Genomic DNA, 22,164 nt, shown 5'->3' on the forward strand with positions numbered 1-22,164 from the left:
ACAACAGCTTAAAAAGATTGACCACTAATCGTAGTCATTTCAAATATAAAATAATTTTTTTTCAAACCCAATTTTATTCAATATTTATTATATTCAAACCCAATTTAAAACAACCAACTAAAAAATTAACATTTATCATAAAGCACATCATTTATTTTAAGTACTTTTAACTTCGTTTGATAAATAACGCTATGACCTTTATCAAAAAAACAACAAAAAAAATAACGGAATTATCGTCATTTTCAAGGCTAAAAGTCAAATTTAGTGCTTGATAATGTTGAATTGTTTCAAAAAAGTATAAAAATAAATATGGCTAAAAAAAGCACAACTCCCAAAAAAACGAAATCTATTGAAGAAACCCTTTGGGATTCGGCCAATAAATTAAGAGGTACTGTTGAATCATCAGAATACAAACACGTAGTTTTAGGATTAATCTTCTTAAAATTCACATCTGATAAATTCCAGGAACGCAAACAAGAGATCATAGACGAAGGAAAAGAAAAGTTTGTAGATATGGTTGAATTCTACACAATGAAAAACGTGTTTTATTTACCTGAAGAATCTCGTTGGAGTTACATCATACAAAATGCCAAACAAGCTGATATTGCGCTAAAAATCGATACCGCTTTATTTACCATTGAAAAAAACAATCCTTCATTAAAAGGAGCGTTGCCAGACAATTACTTTTCACGCTTAAATATGGACGTAAGTAAGCTTTCAGCGTTACTGGATACCATAAACAATATTGATACTATAAAAGACAAAGAACAAGATATTGTTGGGCGTGTATATGAATATTTTTTAAGCAAATTTGCCATTGCAGAAGGAAAGGGAAAAGGAGAATTCTACACACCTAAAAGCATTGTAAACTTAATTGCGGAAATGATTGAACCGTACCGTGGTAAAATCTATGACCCAGCTTGTGGTTCTGGTGGTATGTTTGTACAGTCGGTAAAATTTATTGAAAGCCACAAAGGGAACACCAAAGACATTTCCGTTTACGGACAAGAATATACAAATACCACCTACAAACTAGCAAAAATGAACTTGGCTATTCGTGGTATTGCTGCAAATTTGGGTGCCGTAGCTGCTGATACGTTTGGTAGAGACCAACACCCCGATTTAAAAGCTGATTTTATTATGGCAAACCCTCCTTTTAACCAAAAAGATTGGAGAGCAAAAGATGAGTTATTAGACGACCCTCGTTGGCGAGGGTATGACGTGCCTCCTACTTCAAATGCAAACTATGGGTGGATTTTAAATATGGTTTCTAAACTATCTGAAAATGGTATTGCAGGTTTCCTATTGGCAAATGGTGCGCTATCTGGCGGTGGTGAGGAGTATAAAATTAGAAAAAAACTAATTGAAAATAATTTAGTAGAAGCCATTGTTATTTTGCCTCAAAATATGTTTTATACTACAAATATTAGTGTAACTCTTTGGATTTTAAACAACAATAAAACCGAAAGAACGGTATCTAAAGGAATTGAAGACCGTAACTACCGAAACAGAAAAGATGAAGTACTGTTTATGGATTTACGCCAAAAAGGAGAACCTTTTGAAAAAAAATACATTCAGTTTAATGAAGCTCAAATAAAGGATTTTGCAAAAACGTATCACAACTGGCAATGCCATCCTGAGCTTGTCGAAGGATCTTATAAAAACATCCCCGAATATTGCTACTCCTCAACAAAAGAAGAAATTAGTAAAAAAGACTATTCTCTAGTACCAAGTAAATACATTGAATTTGTAAACCGTGATGAAAACATTGATTTTGATACCAAAATGAAAGGTTTACAAAATGATATTGGTAACTTACTTAAAGAAGAATCGAAATCTAAAACTGAGCTATTAAACGTTTTTAAAGAATTAGGGTATGACATCGAATTATAAAAAAATTGGAGATTATATTCAGCTCGTTGACGAAAGGAATAAAGAATTAAAAGTTACTACACTTTTAGGTTTAAGTATTACAAAAGAATTCATTCCATCAGTAGCCAATACTATTGGAACGAATATGAAGAACTACAAGATTATTAGAAAAAATCAATTTGCTTGTAGTACTATGCAAGTTCGTAGAGATAAAAAAATGCCTATAGCATTACTACAAGAATTTGATGAAGCTATCATTTCTCAAGCTTATCCTGTTTTTGAAGTAATGAAAGAAAATGAATTACTGCCTGAATATTTAATGATGTGGTTTACACGTTCTGAATTTGATAGACACGCTTGCTTTTTAGCTGTTGGAGGTGTTAGAGGTAGCTTAGAATGGGAAGATTTCTTAGAAATGCCAATACCAATCCCATCCATAAAAAAACAACAAGAAATAGTTAATGAATACAATACCGTAGTAAATCGCATAAAATTAAACGAACAACTCAACCAAAAATTAGAAGAAACAGCACAAGCATTATACAAACATTGGTTTGTAGATTTTGAGTTTCCTGTAGATTCAGAACGTCATCCTGAACTTGTTTCAGGATCTCATCCAATAGGCTACAAATCTTCTGGAGGTAAAATGGTTTACAATGAAGAATTGGATAAAGAAATTCCTGAGGGATGGGAAGTTGAAAGTTTATCCTCAATATGTCAAATAAAAGGAGGGAAAAGAATGCCTTCTGGTGAAAATCTTATCTCTATTAAAAACAACCACCCTTATATAAAAGTTGCTGATTTAGGAACATCTAAATATGCTACCCTCAATGATAATTTTGAGTATGTTCCAAAAGAGGTTCAAAGTAAAATATCAAGATATATTGTTTCAACTGGAGATTTAATAATTTCAATTGTTGGTACAATCGGAATTATTAAAGTGATTCATAAGTCATTAAATAATGCCAACCTTACTGAAAACTGTGTAAAAATTACTAATCTAGAAAGTATTAGCTCTGGATACTTATATCATTATTTAAATTCAAAAGAAGGGAAAGAAGAAATAAAAATGAGAAATGTTGGGGCAGTGCAAGCTAAGCTACCAATTTATAATATAGAATCTTTTGATATTCTGTGTCCAGAATCAAAACTATTTGAAAAATATAAAAAATATATGACTCCAATAGATTCCTCTATTGAAAAAAGTCAAATAGAAAACATTCAACTTAATCGCTTAAAAGTACTCTTACTCTCAAAAATGACAAAGGTTGAAATTGAAAAAGAAATAGTTAGTTAAAATATCATCGTTATGAAAAAAGAAAAAACAAATCAAAAATTTCCTAAAGGAGCAGAATGGCGAAAGTGGGATTTACACGTACATAGTCCTTATACTTTTATGAATCGTTATTCATCCACAGATGAAGAATTTATTAAAAAAATTCAAGATGAAGACATTTCAGTTATTGGTATAACTAATTATTTCAAATTCTCTGATGAAGAATTTAATTTAATTACTAAATTAAGAAGTGTCAGTGTTCAAGCATTTTTAAACCTTGAATTACGTTTAGATTACCAAAATAAGGATGATGATTGTTTAGACTTACATATTATTTTTTCTGAAACTGTTGAAAAAACAGATATTCAAAAATTTTTACAAAACTTAACGGTCAATGTCGAAGGGAAAGACAAAAAAGCAGACGATTTAGCTACTTCAGATGATTTTAAAAAAGCAGTTGTAAATTTTGATAAATTAATTGATGAATTAAATCAAGAGTCATTAAACCTTAAAGGAAAGTATTTAGTTGGGTTTTTATCGAGAGGAAAAGGAAATGCCCGTAGTAGTTCTAACTTTGAAAAAATAACTTCCAAAACATCATTTTTAATTCATTCAACAGATAATCCTAAAAATATAAATGATGATAGACTTTTTTGGCTTAAATATGAAAAGCCTCTTTTTCAAAATAGCGATGCACATAGTCTTCAATCAATTGGGAGTAAAAACACTTGGGTAAAAGCAGATTCAACTTTTGATGGTCTTAAACAAGTTCTAAATGAGCCTGAAGAAAGGATTTATATTGGCGAATCACCATCTATAAAGAAAAGAGTATTGACTAATAAAACAAAGTATATTAAAAGCCTATCAGTAAAATCTATCCCAAGTTATAGCGGAGGATATGGAAAATGGTTTTCAAATGTAAATATTCCTTTAAATCCAGAGCTTGTAGCAATTATTGGAAACAAAGGGAGTGGTAAAAGTGCTATGGCGGATATTATTGGTTTATGTGGGAATGCAAAAATTAGAGTTGATGACTTCTCTTTTTTGAATAGGAAGAAATTTAGGTCTGGAGGAGATAGAATCGCAAAAAACTTTGAAGCTAATTTGTTATGGGAAAGTGGTACATCTAAAACAAAAACATTAGATAGTAATATTGGAGAAGAAATCCAAATGGTAAAATATCTACCTCAAGGGTATTTTGAAAGATTAACGAATGAAATTTCATCTGTTGAAGAATTTCAAGAAGAAATTGAGAATGTTGTATTTACGCATATTAATAGTGATGACAGAGGTGACTTCACTTCTTTTGACGAATTAATTAGACACAAAAAAAATATTTCTAATCAAGAAATCAACCTAATTAAACAAGAATTAAAACCCATTAATGAAGAAATTATTAACCTCGAAAAAAAGAGAAATGCTAAATACAAAGAAAAAATTAAAAATAGTATTAGATTAAAAAAGGATGAGCTAAAAGCCCTTAATGAGCCAAAAGCTGTTTCTAATCCTGATACTGATCCTAAAAATGTTTCTCAAAATAAAGTCATTCTTGATGCTATAGAAAAAATAGATGAGAAAATTCAAAAAATATCAGAATCCATTCAGAAAAAAATAGAACTTAAAAAAGAACTTATTACTGAACTTGATGAAATAAAAACAATAAAAGAAGATTTTGAGTTTAAGAAAAGAGAGTATGATGATTTCAAGGTTCAAAAAGAAACCATTTTAACAAAGTATAAATTAGTATTTGATGACATTTTTGAATTCAAATTAAACCTAAAAAGTATTAATGACTTAATAAAGAAAAAGAAAAAAGAATTATTAATTGTTAAGACTGATTTGGGTGATGAAACTAGTAAAGATCCTAACTTTAATTCATTAGAAACTCAATTAGAAATATTAAACAAGGAGCTTAAAATTGAGCAAAACAAATTAGATGGACCTCAAAAAGCTTATCAATTATACCTTACAAAAAAGAAAGAATGGGAGAAACAAAAAGCTCTAATTATTGGTGCTGATGATAAGTTAAATACTTTAAAATTCTTTGAAAAAGAACTGAAATTTTTAACAAATGATTTATCAAGTAAACTTGATGAATTAAAAGATAAAAGGAATCAAATTGCGAAGAGGATTTTTGATAAAAAACAAGCAATTATATCCATCTATAAAAAAATTAAGTCTGATATTGATTCTATTATAAAAGATAATTCAAGTTTAGTTAATGATTATAAGATTAACATTAATGCTGCTTTGACTTTAAAATTAGGGTTTAATGATAAATTCTTTAATTTTATTAACCAGAATGTAATAGGTACATTTTACAATAAAGAGAATGGACAACAACAATTAAATCAAATTTCGAATGGTCTTGATTTTGATAAAAAAGATGAGGTAATTAGTTTTCTTGATAGTTTGGTTGATGCAATTTCTTTTGATAAAAGAGATTCTCAAAACAATGCTGAAAGGTACATAAATGAACAATTGAAAGAACCTGAGGAGTTTTATGACTACTTATTTTCATTAGATTTTTTAGATTACAATTATCAATTGAAACAGGGTGATAAAACTTTAGAACAATTATCTCCTGGAGAGAAAGGTGCATTATTACTTGTCTTCTACTTACTCTTAGATAAAGAAGATATTCCTTTAATTATCGATCAACCTGAAGATAACTTGGACAATCATAGTGTTGCAAATATTTTAGTGCCATTTATTCGAATAGCAAAAAAGAATCGTCAAATTATTATGGTTACACATAATCCTAATTTAGCCGTTGTTTCAGATGCAGAACAAGTAATTTACGTGAATTTAGATAAAGAAAACAACCATCAATTTGAAACTATTTCTGGAAGTATAGAGGATAGAACTATTAATGAAAGTATTGTTAAGGTTCTTGAGGGAGCTATGCCTGCATTTAATAAACGTAAACAAAAATATTATGAACATTAATCACAAACAATCATTCTTGCTTTACGAGATTTGGATGCTTTAGTTGTAGTAGGAGTACTAGAAAAGGTTGGAGAAAAACGAGGTACTTTTTATAAATTGGCGAATTAGTGGCGGAAATGGCGGATAAATGGCGGAAAACATTGTTTCAAATGCATCATTATTGATTCAATAGACTCCTTTGAGATGTCAAAACAAGCAAATTGGTAACCAAGTAAGTAACAAAGTTGGTAACCATCACAGTAACCAAGATAAAATTAAATGTAATAGATTTGTAAAACAACTATGAAATTTACAGAATATCAATTAGAAAAGGCATTTATAGAATTACTAGAGGTACAAGAAATACCACACGTAAACGGTAAAGAAATTGTACGTGCTGAAAATGAAGTGTTAATTAAAAACGACTTAATTACATATCTTCAATATCGTTATACCGATATTTCAATAAGTGAAATAAATTCCATTATAAAAAAAATGGAAGCTTTACCAAGTTCAGAAGTATACCATAGCAATAAAAAAATAATGCACTGGTTAATGGATGGGTTTACATTAAAACGTGAAGACCCCACTAAAAAAGACCTTTTCATTCAGTTAATTGATTATTCAGATAAAGACAACAATACCTATAAATTTGTAAATCAACTAGAAATTGTTGGGTATGAAAAACGCATTCCTGATGGCATTATTTACATCAATGGTTTACCAGTTGTAGTATTTGAATTTAAAACAGCTATTAGAGAAAACACCACCATTTACAATGCGTATGTACAGTTAACAACACGGTACCACCGTGATATTCCAGAATTGTTTAAATACAATGCTTTTTGTGTAATTAGTGATGGTGTAAATACTAAAGCAGGTTCCTTTTTTGCACCTTATGAATTTTATTATGCTTGGAGAAGAGTGGCTGGTTTGGCTAAAGATGTAGATGGTATCGACAGTATGTTTACGTTAGTGCAAGGAATGCTACATAAAAACAGATTACGTGACATTATTCAGAATTTCATTTACCTGCCAGATAGTTCAAAAAAAGACGAAAAAATAGTATGCCGTTATCCGCAATATTATGCAGCACGAAGTTTGTATAACAATATTAAAAAAGCGCAAAAACCAGAAGGTGATGGTAAAGGGGGTACTTATTTCGGCGCTACAGGTTGCGGTAAAAGTTTTACAATGCTATTCTTAACAAGGTTATTAATGAGAAGTCCTTTTTTCTCAAACCCAACCATCGTGTTAATCACAGATAGAACAGATTTAGACGATCAATTATCCGGGCAATTTACCAGTGCTAAAACCTATATTGGCGATGAAAATATTATCAGTGTTGAAAGCCGCAATGAATTAAGAGAATTAGTACAAGGCAGAAAAAGCGGTGGGGTATTTTTAACCACCATCCATAAGTTTACAGAAGATACAGAACTTTTAACCAATAGAACAAATGTTATTTGCATTTCTGATGAAGCCCATAGAAGTCAAACAAACCTCGACCAAAAAATTCAAGTAACAGAAAAAGGTGTGAAAAAATCATTTGGTTTTGCAAAATATCTTCACGATTCTTTACCAAATGCAACATTTGTTGGTTTTACAGGAACACCTATTGACGCAACGTTAGATGTATTCGGAAAAGTAGTGGATGCCTATACAATGACAGAATCTGTAAAAGATGAAATTACAGTAAGAATTGTATATGAAGGTCGTGCTGCAAAAGTTGTTTTACATAATAATGAGCTACATAAAATTGAAGAATACTATGCTGCTGCAGAAGAAGATGGAGCCAATGAATACCAGGTAGAAGAAAGCAAAAAGCAATCAGCTAATATGAATGCTATTTTAGGTGATCCTGATCGTTTAAAAGCATTGGCTGAAGATTTTGTAAAACATTATGAAAACAGAATAAATGAAGGCGCTACTGTAAAAGGAAAAGCAATGTTTGTTTGCAGTAGCAGAGAAATTGGATACCAATTTTATAAAAATCTAATTGCTTTACGTCCAAATTGGGCAGAAGTTAAAATTGCTGAAGAAGGAGCAGTTTTAACGGATAAGGACAAACGAGAAATCAAACCAATGGAGCGTGTCAAAATGATAATGACAAGAGGAAAAGATGATCCAAAGGAAATGTACGATTTGTTGGGTACGAAAGAATATCGAAAAGAATTAGACCGTCAGTTCAAAAATGAAAAATCAAATTTTAAAATAGCCATTGTAGTAGATATGTGGCTAACAGGTTTTGATGTACCATTCTTAGATAGTATGTATATCGATAAGCCAATCCAACAACATAACTTAATTCAAACCATATCTAGAGTAAACAGAAAATTCAAAGGTAAAAACAAAGGTTTAGTAGTAGATTATATCGGAATCAAAAAACAAATGAACCTTGCGTTAGCTAAATACAATAAAGGAGAAAAAGAAAATTTTGAAGACATAAATGAATCACTTGTTATCGTTAGAAATCATTTAGACTTGCTAGCTAAAATATTCCACAAGTTTAATAGTACCAAATATTTTAAAGGTTCAGCTTTAGAGCAATTAAACACCTTAAATAATGCCGCTGAATATGTACAACTTACAAAAGAATTAGAAGTACGTTTTATGGGATTGGTAAAAAGATTAAAAGCAGCTTATGATATTTGTGCCGGTAGTCATCAATTAACACAAACTGAAAGAGATGATACACATTTTTATTTAGCAGTGCGTTCAATCGTATTCAAACTTACAAAAGGTAATGCTCCAGATACAGCACAAATGAATGCCAAGGTTAGAGAAATGATTAAAAAGGCATTAGAAAGTGATGGAGTTCAAGAAATATTTAAACTAGGTGAAGAAGCAGGAACAGAACAAGATATTTTTGATGAGACTTATTTAGCCAAAATTGATAAAATAAAATTACCAAATACAAAGATTAAACTATTACAACAATTGTTAGCAAAAGCAATTGGAGAAATGAAAAAAGTCAATAAGCTTAAAGGGATTGACTTCTCAAAAAAAATGCAATCATTAGTAGAACGCTATAATGAAAGAAAAGATGATGATGTTTTAAAAAGTGAAGTGTATGAAGAAATGGCAGAACAATTAACCAATTTAATTTGGGAGGTACACAAAGAATTTTCGGCAGGTGATGAATTAGGAATTGACTTTGAAGAAAAAGCCTTTTATGATATTTTAAAAGAATTATGTGTTAAATATGATTTTAGATATCCCAATGATAAATTAATTGAGTTATCAAAAGCAGTAAAAGACTTAGTAAATGCTCAGGCTAAATTTCCTGATTGGAGTAAAAGAGATGATATAAAAGCTGCTTTAAAAGTCGGTTTGATTTTATTGCTAGATGAATTCGGTTACCCACCAGTAGAACGTGATGAGGTTTATCACGATATTTTTGAACAAGCTGAAAACTTAAAAAAAAATAAAGGCTAACCTAATAATTGTAATAGAAATAAGAATTCAAAAATTGCTACGCTATGGCATTAGATGATGAAAAAAAGTTGACAAGTGCAGATTATTTTGATAATGTGTTGACTCAGATAGAATTAATAAAAAGTGATGCGGATTTTAATATTGATTTAAATACTGTTTTAAATGGAGTTAAAAATAGATGTAGAGCGGACTATAGTTTAGGTTTAGAATTATTAAATAAATCATTATCAGTAAATGAGGACAAAGAAATTATTATATCTGCTATTGTATCGGGGCTCTATGATAACAAGAAAGTTGAATTCTATAACTCAATCTTACTAGATTTTATACAAAAAGATGATAAGCTAAATCCAATTTTCTTTGGCTTATCTAATATTTCAGAAATTACAGAAATCGAATGTAAATTATTTATCAAACTAATTAATAAATACAACAAAGAGGATTTATTAATTAGTTCAATTTTATCACTTATATTTTCAATTCTAAAATCCAACAATACAAAATATCACATCTTTTGTTTTAAAGAATTAAAATCATTTATTAAAAATGAAAAAGCAGCTTACTATATTATAAGTAATTTAAGTCATCTAAATGATTACAATAAAGAGAAAACAGAAATTGTTATCAAACTAATAAATCAAGATTACTTTTCAATTGAAAAATATATAAATCCAATAAGTAATGTATTTTGGCATTTAAAAGAATTTGACTCTTTTAAAAGTGTTGTGCTTAGCTTAATTAGAAAGAAGCCTTTTGAAAAATTTATTAAACGTTTTGGTTCGTATTTACATTCTGTAGATAAAATTGAACTAGACAAATTTACATTAGATCTTTTAACTAGTAATCAAGCTAGTAAAAGAGCGACTGGTATTGAGATATTTAATCAATTATCAAAACAAAACCCTTATCGTTTTACATTTAACGTTTTAGAACTATCTTATATTTCACAATATAAATTGTGGATGTCATTAACTCAAGACTTTCACGAACCTAAAAATAGACTTATAGCTTTACTTCCTTTAATTGATTCAAAAAGTGAATTAATTAAAGAAAGTTTTTTATGTAAACTAGAAGAAATATCAGAAGACTATGGAGGTCTGGTTACTAAGGTATTGGAAGAAAATCTTAACAAAGATAATCCTGATTATATTTTAGTGACGGAAAGGATTAAAAAATATAATGAGAATTATTATGGTGAAAATATTGATATAAAGAATTCCGTTTTAGAATTAAATCCATACCATATCCATTATAAATACATAAAACATTTTAACGAAGTATTTTATAAAAATATGAGTAAAACAGTAGATAAAGGAGCTAAGGAAAATAGCTTTCTTTCTTTTTTGGGAGCAAATACTATAAAACTATCAAAAGGTGGAGGTTGGCGATTTGGAGAGAACAAAGAAATTTCACAATTAGGAAAAGTTGGAACTAGTTTTACTATGCCAAGAAGTTACTTTATAAATCCAAATAGATTTGAACTTGAAAAAGGATTTTCAATTAGACAAGATTGGACAGATGAAGAATTTTTAGAAATTAAAAGCTTTCTTGAGGATGAATAGCAATAGTATAATAGTTCGTGAATATCTAGCTTCATTAAAAGAAGATTCAGAATTAGATTATCTATTTCCAATTCTTTTAAATCTTATGGGGTTTAGAATTATTCAAACAGCAAAAGAATCAAAAGGACAATCACAATACGGAAAAGATATTATTGCTATTGGTAAGGATGAAAATGGAATCAAGCACAAGTGGTACTTTGAATTAAAAGGATATTCCGATAGAGATATAACAATTACTAATTTCTCAAAATCTGACGGAATTAGAGAATCAATTATTGAAGCTAAGCATAGTTCATTTAATGATTCTAGTATTCCTGAATTCAATAGTTTACCTATAAAAATAGTAATTGTACATAATGGAGTTTTAAAAACAAATTTTAGAAATACTTTTGAAGGTTTTATTACCAAAGAATTTAAAAATGGTGAATTTGAACGCTGGGATATTTACCTACTAACAGATCTTTTCAGTAAATATTTATTTAATGAATATTTGCTTTCGGATGATGCAAGTAATAGGTTGTTAAAAAAAACTTTAGCCTTTTTAGATTCCCCAGATAACGATTATTTAGAATTTAAAGAGTTAGTTACTATTCAGTTCAATAAGGTTGAAAACATAAAAAGTAGAGCATTTAAAAAGCTTTTTGCAACTCTAAACCTTTTAAATTCTATAATCTTTCATTATAGCAAAGAAAATAATTATTTAGTACCTGCTAAGGAATGTTCTAAATTTTTGATTCTAGAAACTTGGCATTGGATTTTAGAAAATAACTTACAAGACAAAAAACCGGTCGTCAAAGAATTTAAGAAATTACTTAAAGGTCAGTTCGAAATATTTGACAAATATTTTCAAAAAACTTTTTCTATTGCAAAAATCGAAAATGGTTTGTTCTCTGAATATGGTGCTTTCTACGAAAAAATCGGATATCCTTTAAGGTGTTTTGAATATTTAGACGACATAATTTATTATTGTAGATTAAGAAATACCATATTTGAATCAAAGAAAATTGAACGTCTTAAAAACAAACAGAAGGACTTAATCATTGAGCTGATAAATAATAATAGTGGTTTCAATCGTCCTATTTTTGACAATCATTCTATACCTATTACACAACTATTTTTATTCTTTTCCGATAAAAAATGCTTAAGACAAAAAGATGTTAACTTTCTTGCTGGTTATTTTCAACTTACAATTTCAAATTTAAGAATAGAAAAAATAAGACACGATAGACAACCTGAACTGTACAACAGAATTGACCCAATAATTGAATTTGTTGCCACTGGAATCAAACCAGAAGAATATTGTGACAGCTCTTCAATTCTACTTGCAATATTATTAGAAATAACTTTAATATTTAATTCAGAAGATTTATTCAATGAAATCTTATCATTTGTAGATGAAGGTTTAAGTTTGCAAATAGTCTCTATTGATGCTGCCAAATATAATGTTGAGCAATTACTATTTGAAAAAAATTTACACAGTGAATATTATGTGGATTGTATTGAAAGAGATCAAGAAGGATTAAAATTACTTAAAAACCAAGCTGATTACCGCCTTTTTAAAAAATCAGTATTGAAGAAAAAAGCATTACCTAATTTATACAAAACAGATAAATTAGGTCTTTCCTGCATTAGATATTTGGCTCATAGTTATTATAAAAACGAAATATTACCAGAAGAGTGGAGAGAATTAATTAATGATAATAATGGTCAATAAATAAAAAACTTACCCTATTATCTCCAGCAGTATTCCGTTCCATTGCATTACACTACATACAGCTTTCAATTCACCGCATAAAAGCTTTCCTATGGTCAGCATTTATCTTTGCCTTTGCGCTCTCTTAAATCCGGTTCCATAATAAAGTTTAGTACAAAACTTCATCATTATAAAAATGTTATTTTTATATTTGAATAACTCAACTAAAACCCATGTTTATCCCAAAGTAGAATACAGATAAACCAATATAAATGAAGCATATAACAAGTTGCCTGTAATACGATTGAAAATCGCAAAACACAAAATAGTTTCCATATATTGAAACTTTTCACTAACTTTGTCGTCTAAATAGTAAGAAAAGGAATGAAACCTAAATTTGATGTTATATTTTTAGAACAAGCGATTGAGTTTGTGGAAAATTTAGACAAAAAAACGAGAACGAAAATATTTTACAATATTGACAAAGCAAAATTGATAAATGATCCTAAACTATTTAAAAAACTAAAAGATGAAATTTGGGAATTTAGAACAAAGTATAACGGAGTTCAAATTAGACTTTTTGCTTTTTGGGACAAAACAGAGAAAACTGAAACGTTAGTAATATCAACTCACGGAATTATTAAAAAAGTGAGTAAAGTTCCGAAAGGAGATATTGATAAAGCTGAAAAATTAAGAATGGAATATTTTAATCAAAAAAAATATTAGAAAATGGAAACTACTAAAAAAATAAAAATGATGAGTTTAAACCAACTTAAAGATAAACATCTTGGAGAAGTTGGAACAATTGAAAGAGACAAATATGAGTTTGATTTAAAGATTGAGATTCTTGGAGATATGATAAAATCTGTACGAAAAGAAAGACATTTAACTCAAGAACAATTGGGAGATTTAATTGGAGTACAAAAATCTCAAATATCAAAACTTGAGAGAAATACGAGAAATGTTACAATTGAGACAATATTGAAAGTATTTAAAGCTCTGAAAGCTAATGTGAAATTTAGTATAGAAATGAACGAGGGAGAATTTAAAGTAGCATAAAAGTACTACAGGCAACACCTCATATAATTTATGCTTATATTTAAAATAAATACGAACTGACAAACATTCAACTAACGATTTGCTACCACCGAAAAATCTCCGATTTTTAGGCGCACAAATCATATAAAAACTCGTTATAGGTAATTTACCAAAATCGCTAAAAACCAGAAAAATGAAAAAAATTGGAATAAAAAATTTTGATATGCTTTACTTCCTTAATTCTTCAAGTTTAAAATCAGATTTTTTGTTCTTTGATGAAATCAGATATGACCCTTTACAATTAGAATCAATTTTACCTTTTGCAGAGTTAATCTCAAAAACAATGTGTGATAGAACAGGAAACATGTTTGAGGGGAAAATGAAAGAAATTGAATTCTTATCAAAAAAAAATTTACTAAAGGAGTTTGAAAGAATTGAAATTTCAAATTGTTCAAATATGCATAAAATTTCAAATTCCGAACAGTTAAAAATCTTACAAATAAAAATCACAGAATTAATCAACGAAAGGAATGAATTATTAAACGCTGATTTTGCAAATAATATTCAAAACAGACTGGAAAGAGTATTTACTTCCTCTACAGAAATTAGTGATTTACATTCTCTATTTTTAAGTTTCATTACAAATTATGAAGGAGTTTTTGAAACTACACCTATTGTCTTTTATCCACAAAATTTAAGCTTTAATAAAAAATTTATATCAAATAAATCAAAAGTTATAAACTTAACACTTAATAAATTTCCATCTTTAAAATATCAAACTGAATGGAATCAAATTATAGAAATCAAATCTGATGAAGACTTGAAACATAAATACCTTAAGCTAAATAATTGGATAAATGAAGTTGCTTTGGAAAGTTATTCTATAAATGAAATTAAAGAAAAGTTAGAATTTATGTTAGCAGATTATGAAAAACAACTAAAATATCACTCAAAACAAATAGAATATAATAAACTTGAATTACTACTTAATTCGAGTATAGGAATAATTGAAAACCTTCTTAAATTAAATTTAACTGAAATAGGAAAAAACACTATTAATGCAAAAAAGGAAAAATTGAATTTAGAAATTAATAAGCAATTTTTATCGGGTAATGAGATTGCATATATAACTGAAGTCGGAACAAAAAAATCACTACAAAAAACTACTTACAACAAAGTACTGTGATAAAAAACAAGTAAAAATGTATTAATTTTTCACAAAAGTACTTTTATAGTTTCTATCATATATTAATCCAGATTTAGCAATTGCAAAGGCCTGTTTTAGTAGTTTGTTACAAACCCGTTTACCTCAAAGAACCTCAAAAGATTTTATAACCCGAACTCCCAACAAATCCGTTTCCATAACAAACAGCAAAACAAACCACAAACATTCGTGCAGGTAATAAGGTGTTCGCAATACGCTCCATTTTGTTCCATAAAATATAATTACAAGGGTTTTTAACTTTAAAACCTAATCCCGGACTTGTTCCAAAATCTCATAATTAAAACCGTAATCCAATTCTCAACCCCTTGTACTTACCGTTCATAGCACTACAATTTGTGCTCCAGCGGGTGCTCATTGTAGCACACTCACTTATTTTATTACACACAATACACGTATTCCTCACGCATAGCTATCTTTTGCCCCTAAAACCCAATAAGGTATAAATATATAGTATTAGGGGCAAACCGCTATTAAACTATTTTCGCTCGCCTGCTGCTCACTTCGGGCAACCCCCATAAGAGGATAATGGAACTTCGTTATGAGAATTACAAAAGACAAAAAATATAGTGTTTTTAATATGTAATAGAAGGAATAATCCCTCTTATGGGGTACGGTTGTCACAGTTTTTGCAGTACTTACTTCAGAATTAAAAAATCCATTTTGCATATTATTTAACCCCTCCCTAACACTCGGGATTAAACCATATTGCAAACCCGCACAAGAGCAATCCATTTCGTTATATTATTTTTACATTAGAATAATTTTATTAGTTACCCAACTCACCAAATCGACCTATTAAAATTGCAGTAGTAATACAAGTTATCGAAACGTTTGAGTAAGCCAAAGAGAACAGCGGTCTGGCGTCAGGTCAGAGCGTCAAGGAAATGTTCAGTGAACATTTTTAGCGAATGAGCCAGATGGCGCTTTGGCAGATGACATAATATTCAATGCAATTTTAATAAGTCTTGATTTTTTGGTTCGTTTTACATCAAGTCAAAATGAACATAAAGTAAATAAACCACTCCATTCCTTGCCCTTGTCTTTCCTACCACATAAACTCAAACATAAAAAAGTAGGCAAAAACTCCGCCAACCTTGCGTGTGCCACGTAGTTGTTCCACGTACTTATGCCGTTGGCAACGTACTTTTGCCCCAACACCCTCGTTCAACTCGCTGGCGGCTCGCTTTAACGCTTCGCAAATTACCTGCTTAAGTATACTGTGTAGATTCTGATTAATATTAATTTTCAAAATATTATTCCAATCCTCATCGACCTTAGAAAACTAAAGTAGTAATTCAAGTTTTACAAACGTTTGAGTAAGCCAAAAAATGAAATGGTCTGGCGACGAAAGTTGTAAAATGTAGAATTCAATGAGGTTTTATGCAGTCTAGATTTTTTGGTTCTTTTTCATCAATGCAAAAAGAGTAATAAATACAACCGCATAACACATTGATTTTTGTTATTACAAAAAACCAATAAGTTATTGCTAACACCCAATGGGTTAAAAACAAATTTTTAACCCATTACTAAAAAAAAATATTCACAGTCGTATCTCGTTCCAAAATTGAACTTTTATTGCTATCGACACTAGAATTAAACAAATCCTTGGAAACAGCATAAGCATCTAATTCAGTATCATTATAGCTTTCATTAAGTAGTAATTTTATATCTGTTTCTGTTAAAGAAGCATTTAACCATTCCTTTTCCAAATCTTTAGAAAGTAGTAGAGGTTGTCTTAATTTCTTATTGTGAATTTCACTAAACAACGGACTAGCATTTTTAGTTAATATAGTATAAGTAACAATATTTTCAACAACTGTATAAATTCCCGCTAAGCCAATTATAGCGTCATCTTTATGCTTAATATGTATGGGATATTTTTTTTTATTGTATTCGTGAGGTTCAAAAAAACCAGTTACAGGTATAATACAACGTTTTGTCAATGCAGATTTTTTATACAACCAATAATTAAACAACTTTTCACTTCTAGCATTTAAGCCACTACCATATTTAAGTTGTTGTTTGTAGTACTCTTTTACTTCACTAACTTTTTTGGTAGGTGGCACAATACCCCATGTTGCGGGTATTAAATGTGTTGTTTTTTGTTGAGGTATAATCAACGAGTTTAAATGTTCAAATCCATTATTATGAAAATGAGGTGTATCATAGGTTTCTCTCAATCCATCATCAATCAATTGAACCTTGAATCTATTTTCAACTTTCTTAACTTTTTTAGTATGTGATGTATGAAAGCACATTTTAATAAATAGTAATGATCTCTTTTAATTTTGTAGTATAGCGTGGTGATAATTGTTCTTGCTTCATTTTCCAAGTTCGTCCTAAACTTTGTGAACCAAACTTTACTTTATGACTTCCCAATTCTCTGTTCAATTTATCAATACTTTTCATTAAAGGCAAATGCTTCGCATTTTCTTTAGTAAATAAAGTCATTTGTTTATTTGTTTCAGGTGCAATACCCATAACAACAATACCTGCTTTTTTGTAGTGATAATTTTCTTTATAAATATATTCCAACCCCTCAACAGCATATTTAATTAAATCAATGCTAGAATTAGTTGGATAATGAGTTTTAATAACGATGTTCTTGCTATATTGAGCTAAATCCTTTCTATGGTAATTAGTATGTAAAAACACCATAACAACAGTGCAACAGCTACCTTGTTTACGTAACTTTTCAGCACAACTAACAGCAAAGGTACTTACGCGTTCTTTGATACTATCAAAATCAGTTAACATTCCTTCAAAAGTTCTGGTAGTTGCAATTGCTTTTTTCTTTTGAATAACTTCTAAACCTAAAGTTTCTTTGCCTTCCAATTCGTGTTTTAAACGTAAGCCAACAACACTCATCTGTTTTCTAACAACATCATCGTGTAAATTTGTAAACTGGTATGCAGTTAAAATATTTTTTGCGTGAAGTTTTTGTGAATGTTTCCTCCCAATACCCCAAACATCTTCAACAGCTAACCATTTCAAAGCTTTAATTCTTTTTTCTTCTGAATCAATAATATACACACCTTTGGTTTGTTTTGGAAACTTTTTAGCGATTCTATTAGCTACTTTTGAAAGTGCTTTTGTAGGTGCAATTCCAATACTAATTGGAATGCCTGTTCCTTTGTCAACAGTACGTTTAATAGATTCAGCATAGGTTTGTAAATCAAAATGTTTGTCAAAACCTTTAAACTGTAAAAATGCTTCATCAATGCTATAAATTTCAACATCTGGTGTATAAGTACCTAGTAAAGTCATAACTCTATGACTCATATCTCCATACAAGGCATAGTTTGAAGAAAATACGTGAATGTTGTTCTTTTCAAATGTACTTCTGAATTTAAATGCAGGTGCGCCCATTGGAATGCCCAACGCTTTGGCTTCATTACTTCTTGCAATAACACAACCATCATTATTCGACAAAACAACAATAGGTTGATTTCTCAAATTTGGTCTAAACACACGTTCACACGATGCGTAAAAGTTATTACAATCTACCAATGCGTACATTTAAACAGATTTAATAACAGTTGTTACAATACCCCAAATAATAAAATCATTATCTTCAGTAACTCTTATAGGTTTATATTTTTCATTTTCAGCTACTAGCCAAACACAATTTTTGTCAATGTTTATACGCTTTACAGTAAATTCTCCATCAATAAAGCAGACAGCAATTTTATCATTAATAGGCTCTAAACTCTTATCAATAATTAATAAATCGCCATTATTTAAACCTGCATTAATCATACTATCTCCTTTAACTCTTCCATAAAAAGTAGTACTTGGATTTTTTACAAATTCTTTATTTAAATCAATAGCAGCATCTAAAAAATCATCAGCCGGACTCGGAAACCCTGCACTAATACCACTATCAACCAAAGGTAAATTAATACTTGTTGAAGTATCAGAAGAATAAATTTCCAAATTTGTAGAATGATGAAGTTTCAAGAGTTTCATTTTTGAAGTTTTTACAAAATTACTTCTAAATAAAATATGAAATAAAGTTGTATTTAAAAAGTTATAAACGAATCTAAAAAAACAAAAGTTGATGCAAGTAGTAAAATAAAAAAACATAGCAAATATTGGTTGTTCCCTCCACCAGCCGCACTAAGGCTATAAAGGTCAAGCCCTACGGGTTTTGAAAAAAACCTCCACCTCACAATATTTAAGTTTTTATTAAAGCATTATATATAGGTTGTATTTTTCTCAAAAACCTTGACAGCCTTTGCCTCACAACCATAAAGCTTGCTTTCTTTTTTCTTTTTGTTCCGAAAAAATTACGTGCGCGGTAGCGCATATAATTTTAAATCGTGAACTATGTCAAATTTTGAAATCAAAACCCACCAGGTAGGAAGAACCTACTGCGTACCTCATTTTTTTATCCTATCTAAAGGCTTGAACAGTGGCAAGCCACTAGAGCAGCCTTGCCCAAACTGCTTTGTAATTACAACTAATTCTGAAGCAACCCGGGAGTCATTGTATTACCTATGTCTATCTCTTAAAATTGGTCGATTCTTCAGCTATTATTTAAAAGGAAGTGTTATCCCATTCATTTGTATTTCAGATGCTAAAAAAGTAATCAATACAGCCTTGCAAAACAACCAAGAGCAGCAATGGAAAATCAAAGTTGAAAAGCTAAAAAAAATCAATGCTTTTGAAGCAAACCTAAAACAACAATTAGCTGCAATCTCACAATTAAAAATTGTGTTGTTGAGGTCTTAAATAATCTATAAATCAATTATTTACAATACGACCTATTTAAATTTCTGTAGTAATTCAAGTTTTAGGAGCGGCTAAGTATCCAAAGAGCGCAGCGGTCTGGATACGATAGCGGATAAAATGCTAGAATTCAAAGAAATTAAAATCAGTCTTGACTTTTTTGGTTCGTTTTTGTGTCAAGACAACTGCGAAGCACATCACGATTTCAGTTAAAAAAAAAAAAGGAATGAGTAAAAATGAACAAACAACTATGAAACTAATTATAGCCGGAAGTAGAACCTTCTCCGACTACAAAAAACTAAAGGAGGTGTGCGACCAATTCCTCCAGGATCAAAACAATATTGAAATCGTAAGTGGAGCCTATTACAGAGGAGCCGACAAACTTGGAGAACAATACGCCACTGAAAAAGGATTCCCTATAAAACAATTCCCTGCAGACTGGAAAAAATTCAGAAGAGCTGCAGGACCAAAACGCAACCAACAAATGGCAAAATATGCCGATGCCTTAATAGCCTTTTGGGATGGAAAAAGTAAAGGGACCAAAAATATGATTGACTTAGCAAAAAAAGAAAATCTAAAAGTAAAACGTATACATTTCGAAACGTAACCCTGAACTTGATTCAGGGTCTCTCCTCCAAATTTTAAAACTAAAATAGCATCAAATAAATTTAAACCATATTTAAATTCATTTTAAATTGGAGACAATCATATTTTTGAAGCTCTTTTTTATTAAATTAGTACATTGAAAAATTGCACAATCAAAAATAACTCAAACATACGTTTATCCAGAAACAGCATCGGATAAACCTTAATAAATGTTTGGATATAACTAGTTGTAAAATATAGCGGATTAACAATTCAAAAAACGGATTGATTTTATTAATAATTAGAGAAATGAACATTATAAAAGGAGTAATAACAAAAACAACAAAGTAATAAAAGAAAATTCTAAATTTTAACATAAATATTACAAATTATGAAAAAAGCACTATTATTAATTGCTTCTATTATCATTTTTATAAATACAACTAAAGTATTTAGTCAAAATGAGGTTTCAGGAACAGTAACATACTTATTCAATTATTATCAAGGAAATAAAGCAGACGTCGGTTCTAAAGTTTATCTAATTGACAGTACAATGTTTTCAAAGATTAAGAATTACGAAAACTTAAAAAACTATTCGCTGATGAACAGCAAAAGATTTTTAGCAAATAGTTGTATTAAAAGCTTAGCTGAATATAATTCAGAAAATGACTATAAAAAGCTGATTAAACAAAAAGAAAAATTAGAGAATAAAAACAAGCATCTACAAGAAAAGAATAAGGAAGATTATAAAAATATAGTGGATGATTTAAAACCATTTAATAAAAAGATTGAAGATAAAAAAAAGGAATTAGAAAAATGGACAAATGATTTACAGGAAAATAAGGCACTTACAGATGATGAGTGGAATATTTATTGCCGTAAAGCTGCTGAATCGTTAATAGACTTATCAAACTCAAAAAACGTTAAAACAAATACTGCAAACGGTCTCGGAATGTTTACGTTTAAAAAAGTTGAGAATGGAACATATTATGTAGTTATCCAGTCTAAAAACAGAAGTGGTTTAGACGTGCTTAGCTTTATGGGTAAAGTGTATTCAAAAAAAATAATAGTTGATAATTCCGATATCGATGTAAGTTATAATTTTACTGTTAATTAAAACCACCTTAGCCTTTTTTTTCAAAATTAAAATCACTTTAAACTAAATAAACTATGAAAAAGACACTATTCCTAATCGCAATTATAACCTTATTTACAAACTGCTCAAAGGACGATGATCCTAAATTAACAATTGACGATATAGCAAAGAATGTTAAATTATCATTTTCAACTGAAAATTACGAACCTGAATTAATTATTTTTTCAGGCTCTGTATTTTCAGTTATCACAAATAATAATAATGATGTTGATTTTAATGTACGTAGCTTAGAAGTTACCGCAAAAAACGGAGATGTTTTATACTCTAAAAATTACAAAAACGATTTTATAACCGTTCCAAAAAATGGAGGAGAATGGTTAGATGGAAAAAATTTCCTTTACGTTTTTTATGGTGTTACTTTTAAATGGACTATTGTTTATAATGGAGAAACTCGCATTTTAGAACATACTTTTGTCAAATAAAACCAAATTGACAAAATAGTAACTAAATCGAGAATCTTTCACATTTTCCAATTTAAGAGGATTTGAGAATTGAATCAGTACGATTTTAGCACTAGATTGAAAAGCTACATTTTACAACACCTCATAAAATTTATGCTTAAATTTGAACTAGTACAAACCGACAAACATTCAACAAACGATTTGCTTCAACCGAAAAATCTCCGATTTTTAAGTCGCACAAATCTTATAAAAACTCGTA

16 protein-coding genes are annotated in these 22,164 nt (G+C 29.4%); 13 read left to right on the forward strand and 3 right to left on the reverse strand.

Features of this window, described 5'->3' with window-relative positions:
• Positions 1–309 precede the first annotated feature (309 nt).
• The 9 genes from MKD41_RS07655 (at position 310) to MKD41_RS07695 (ending at position 14,993) form a co-directional block, all read left to right on the forward strand.
• Positions 310–1,893 (forward strand): type I restriction-modification system subunit M, encoded by a 1,584-nt coding sequence (locus tag MKD41_RS07655; RefSeq protein WP_240244839.1) that lies wholly within the window; start codon positions 310–312, stop codon positions 1,891–1,893.
• Positions 1,877–3,169 (forward strand): restriction endonuclease subunit S, encoded by a 1,293-nt coding sequence (locus MKD41_RS07660; protein ID WP_240244840.1) that lies wholly within the window; start codon positions 1,877–1,879, stop codon positions 3,167–3,169. Before MKD41_RS07655 ends, MKD41_RS07660 begins: the two co-directional genes overlap by 17 nt.
• A gap of 12 nt (positions 3,170–3,181) precedes the next feature.
• Positions 3,182–6,097, forward strand: a complete 2,916-nt coding sequence (locus MKD41_RS07665) for a TrlF family AAA-like ATPase (RefSeq protein ID WP_240244841.1) — start codon at positions 3,182–3,184, stop codon at positions 6,095–6,097.
• 282 nt (positions 6,098–6,379) lie between these two features.
• Entirely contained in the window at positions 6,380–9,514 is a 3,135-nt protein-coding gene (locus MKD41_RS07670; RefSeq protein ID WP_240244842.1) for a type I restriction endonuclease subunit R, read from the forward strand.
• Between the two features lie 44 nt (positions 9,515–9,558).
• Positions 9,559–11,076: a hypothetical protein gene (locus MKD41_RS07675; RefSeq protein ID WP_240244843.1), complete on the forward strand. Its 1,518-nt coding sequence runs from the start codon at positions 9,559–9,561 to the stop codon at positions 11,074–11,076.
• Entirely contained in the window at positions 11,069–12,790 is a 1,722-nt protein-coding gene (locus tag MKD41_RS07680) for a hypothetical protein (RefSeq protein ID WP_240244844.1), read from the forward strand. The genes MKD41_RS07675 and MKD41_RS07680 overlap by 8 nt, the downstream gene beginning before the upstream one ends.
• 363 nt (positions 12,791–13,153) lie before the next feature.
• Positions 13,154–13,495: a type II toxin-antitoxin system RelE/ParE family toxin gene (locus MKD41_RS07685; RefSeq protein WP_240244845.1), complete on the forward strand. Its 342-nt coding sequence runs from the start codon at positions 13,154–13,156 to the stop codon at positions 13,493–13,495.
• 3 nt (positions 13,496–13,498) lie between these two features.
• The gene (locus MKD41_RS07690; RefSeq protein WP_240244846.1) at positions 13,499–13,828 is read left to right on the forward strand and encodes a helix-turn-helix domain-containing protein; all 330 of its coding nucleotides are present in this window, start codon (positions 13,499–13,501) and stop codon (positions 13,826–13,828) included.
• A 172-nt stretch (positions 13,829–14,000) separates the two neighbouring features.
• Positions 14,001–14,993: a hypothetical protein gene (locus MKD41_RS07695; protein WP_240244847.1), complete on the forward strand. Its 993-nt coding sequence runs from the start codon at positions 14,001–14,003 to the stop codon at positions 14,991–14,993.
• Positions 14,994–16,558: 1,565 nt separating this feature from the next.
• Here the strand turns inward: MKD41_RS07695 and MKD41_RS07700 are convergent.
• From MKD41_RS07700 to MKD41_RS07710, 3 genes are read right to left on the reverse strand one after another with little or no spacing between them, the layout of a single operon-like run.
• Positions 16,559–17,290, reverse strand: coding sequence for an SOS response-associated peptidase (locus tag MKD41_RS07700; RefSeq protein ID WP_240244848.1), 732 nt, complete (start codon positions 17,288–17,290; stop codon positions 16,559–16,561).
• Between the two features lies 1 nt (position 17,291).
• Positions 17,292–18,551 carry a Y-family DNA polymerase gene (locus tag MKD41_RS07705; RefSeq protein ID WP_240244849.1) on the reverse strand — a complete coding sequence of 420 codons (1,260 nt, stop codon included), beginning with the start codon at positions 18,549–18,551 and terminating at the stop codon, positions 17,292–17,294.
• The gene (locus MKD41_RS07710) at positions 18,552–19,001 is read right to left on the reverse strand and encodes a LexA family protein (RefSeq protein ID WP_240244850.1); all 450 of its coding nucleotides are present in this window, start codon (positions 18,999–19,001) and stop codon (positions 18,552–18,554) included. It lies immediately after the preceding gene.
• Positions 19,002–19,361: 360 nt separating this feature from the next.
• Between MKD41_RS07710 and MKD41_RS07715 the strand changes: the two genes are divergently transcribed.
• The 4 genes from MKD41_RS07715 to MKD41_RS07730 all read left to right on the forward strand — a co-directional run bounded on the left by MKD41_RS07715 (position 19,362) and on the right by MKD41_RS07730 (position 21,926).
• Positions 19,362–19,766, forward strand: coding sequence for a DUF6943 family protein (locus MKD41_RS07715; protein WP_240244851.1), 405 nt, complete (start codon positions 19,362–19,364; stop codon positions 19,764–19,766).
• 223 nt (positions 19,767–19,989) lie between these two features.
• Positions 19,990–20,370, forward strand: coding sequence for a DUF2493 domain-containing protein (locus MKD41_RS07720; protein ID WP_240244852.1), 381 nt, complete (start codon positions 19,990–19,992; stop codon positions 20,368–20,370).
• Between the two features lie 369 nt (positions 20,371–20,739).
• Positions 20,740–21,465: a hypothetical protein gene (locus MKD41_RS07725; protein WP_240244853.1), complete on the forward strand. Its 726-nt coding sequence runs from the start codon at positions 20,740–20,742 to the stop codon at positions 21,463–21,465.
• A gap of 53 nt (positions 21,466–21,518) precedes the next feature.
• The gene (locus MKD41_RS07730) at positions 21,519–21,926 is read left to right on the forward strand and encodes a hypothetical protein (protein WP_240244854.1); all 408 of its coding nucleotides are present in this window, start codon (positions 21,519–21,521) and stop codon (positions 21,924–21,926) included.
• Positions 21,927–22,164 lie beyond the last annotated feature (238 nt).

The organism is Lutibacter sp. A64 (genome assembly GCF_022429565.1).
In the GTDB taxonomy this organism is placed as follows: Bacteria; Bacteroidota; Bacteroidia; order Flavobacteriales; family Flavobacteriaceae; genus Lutibacter.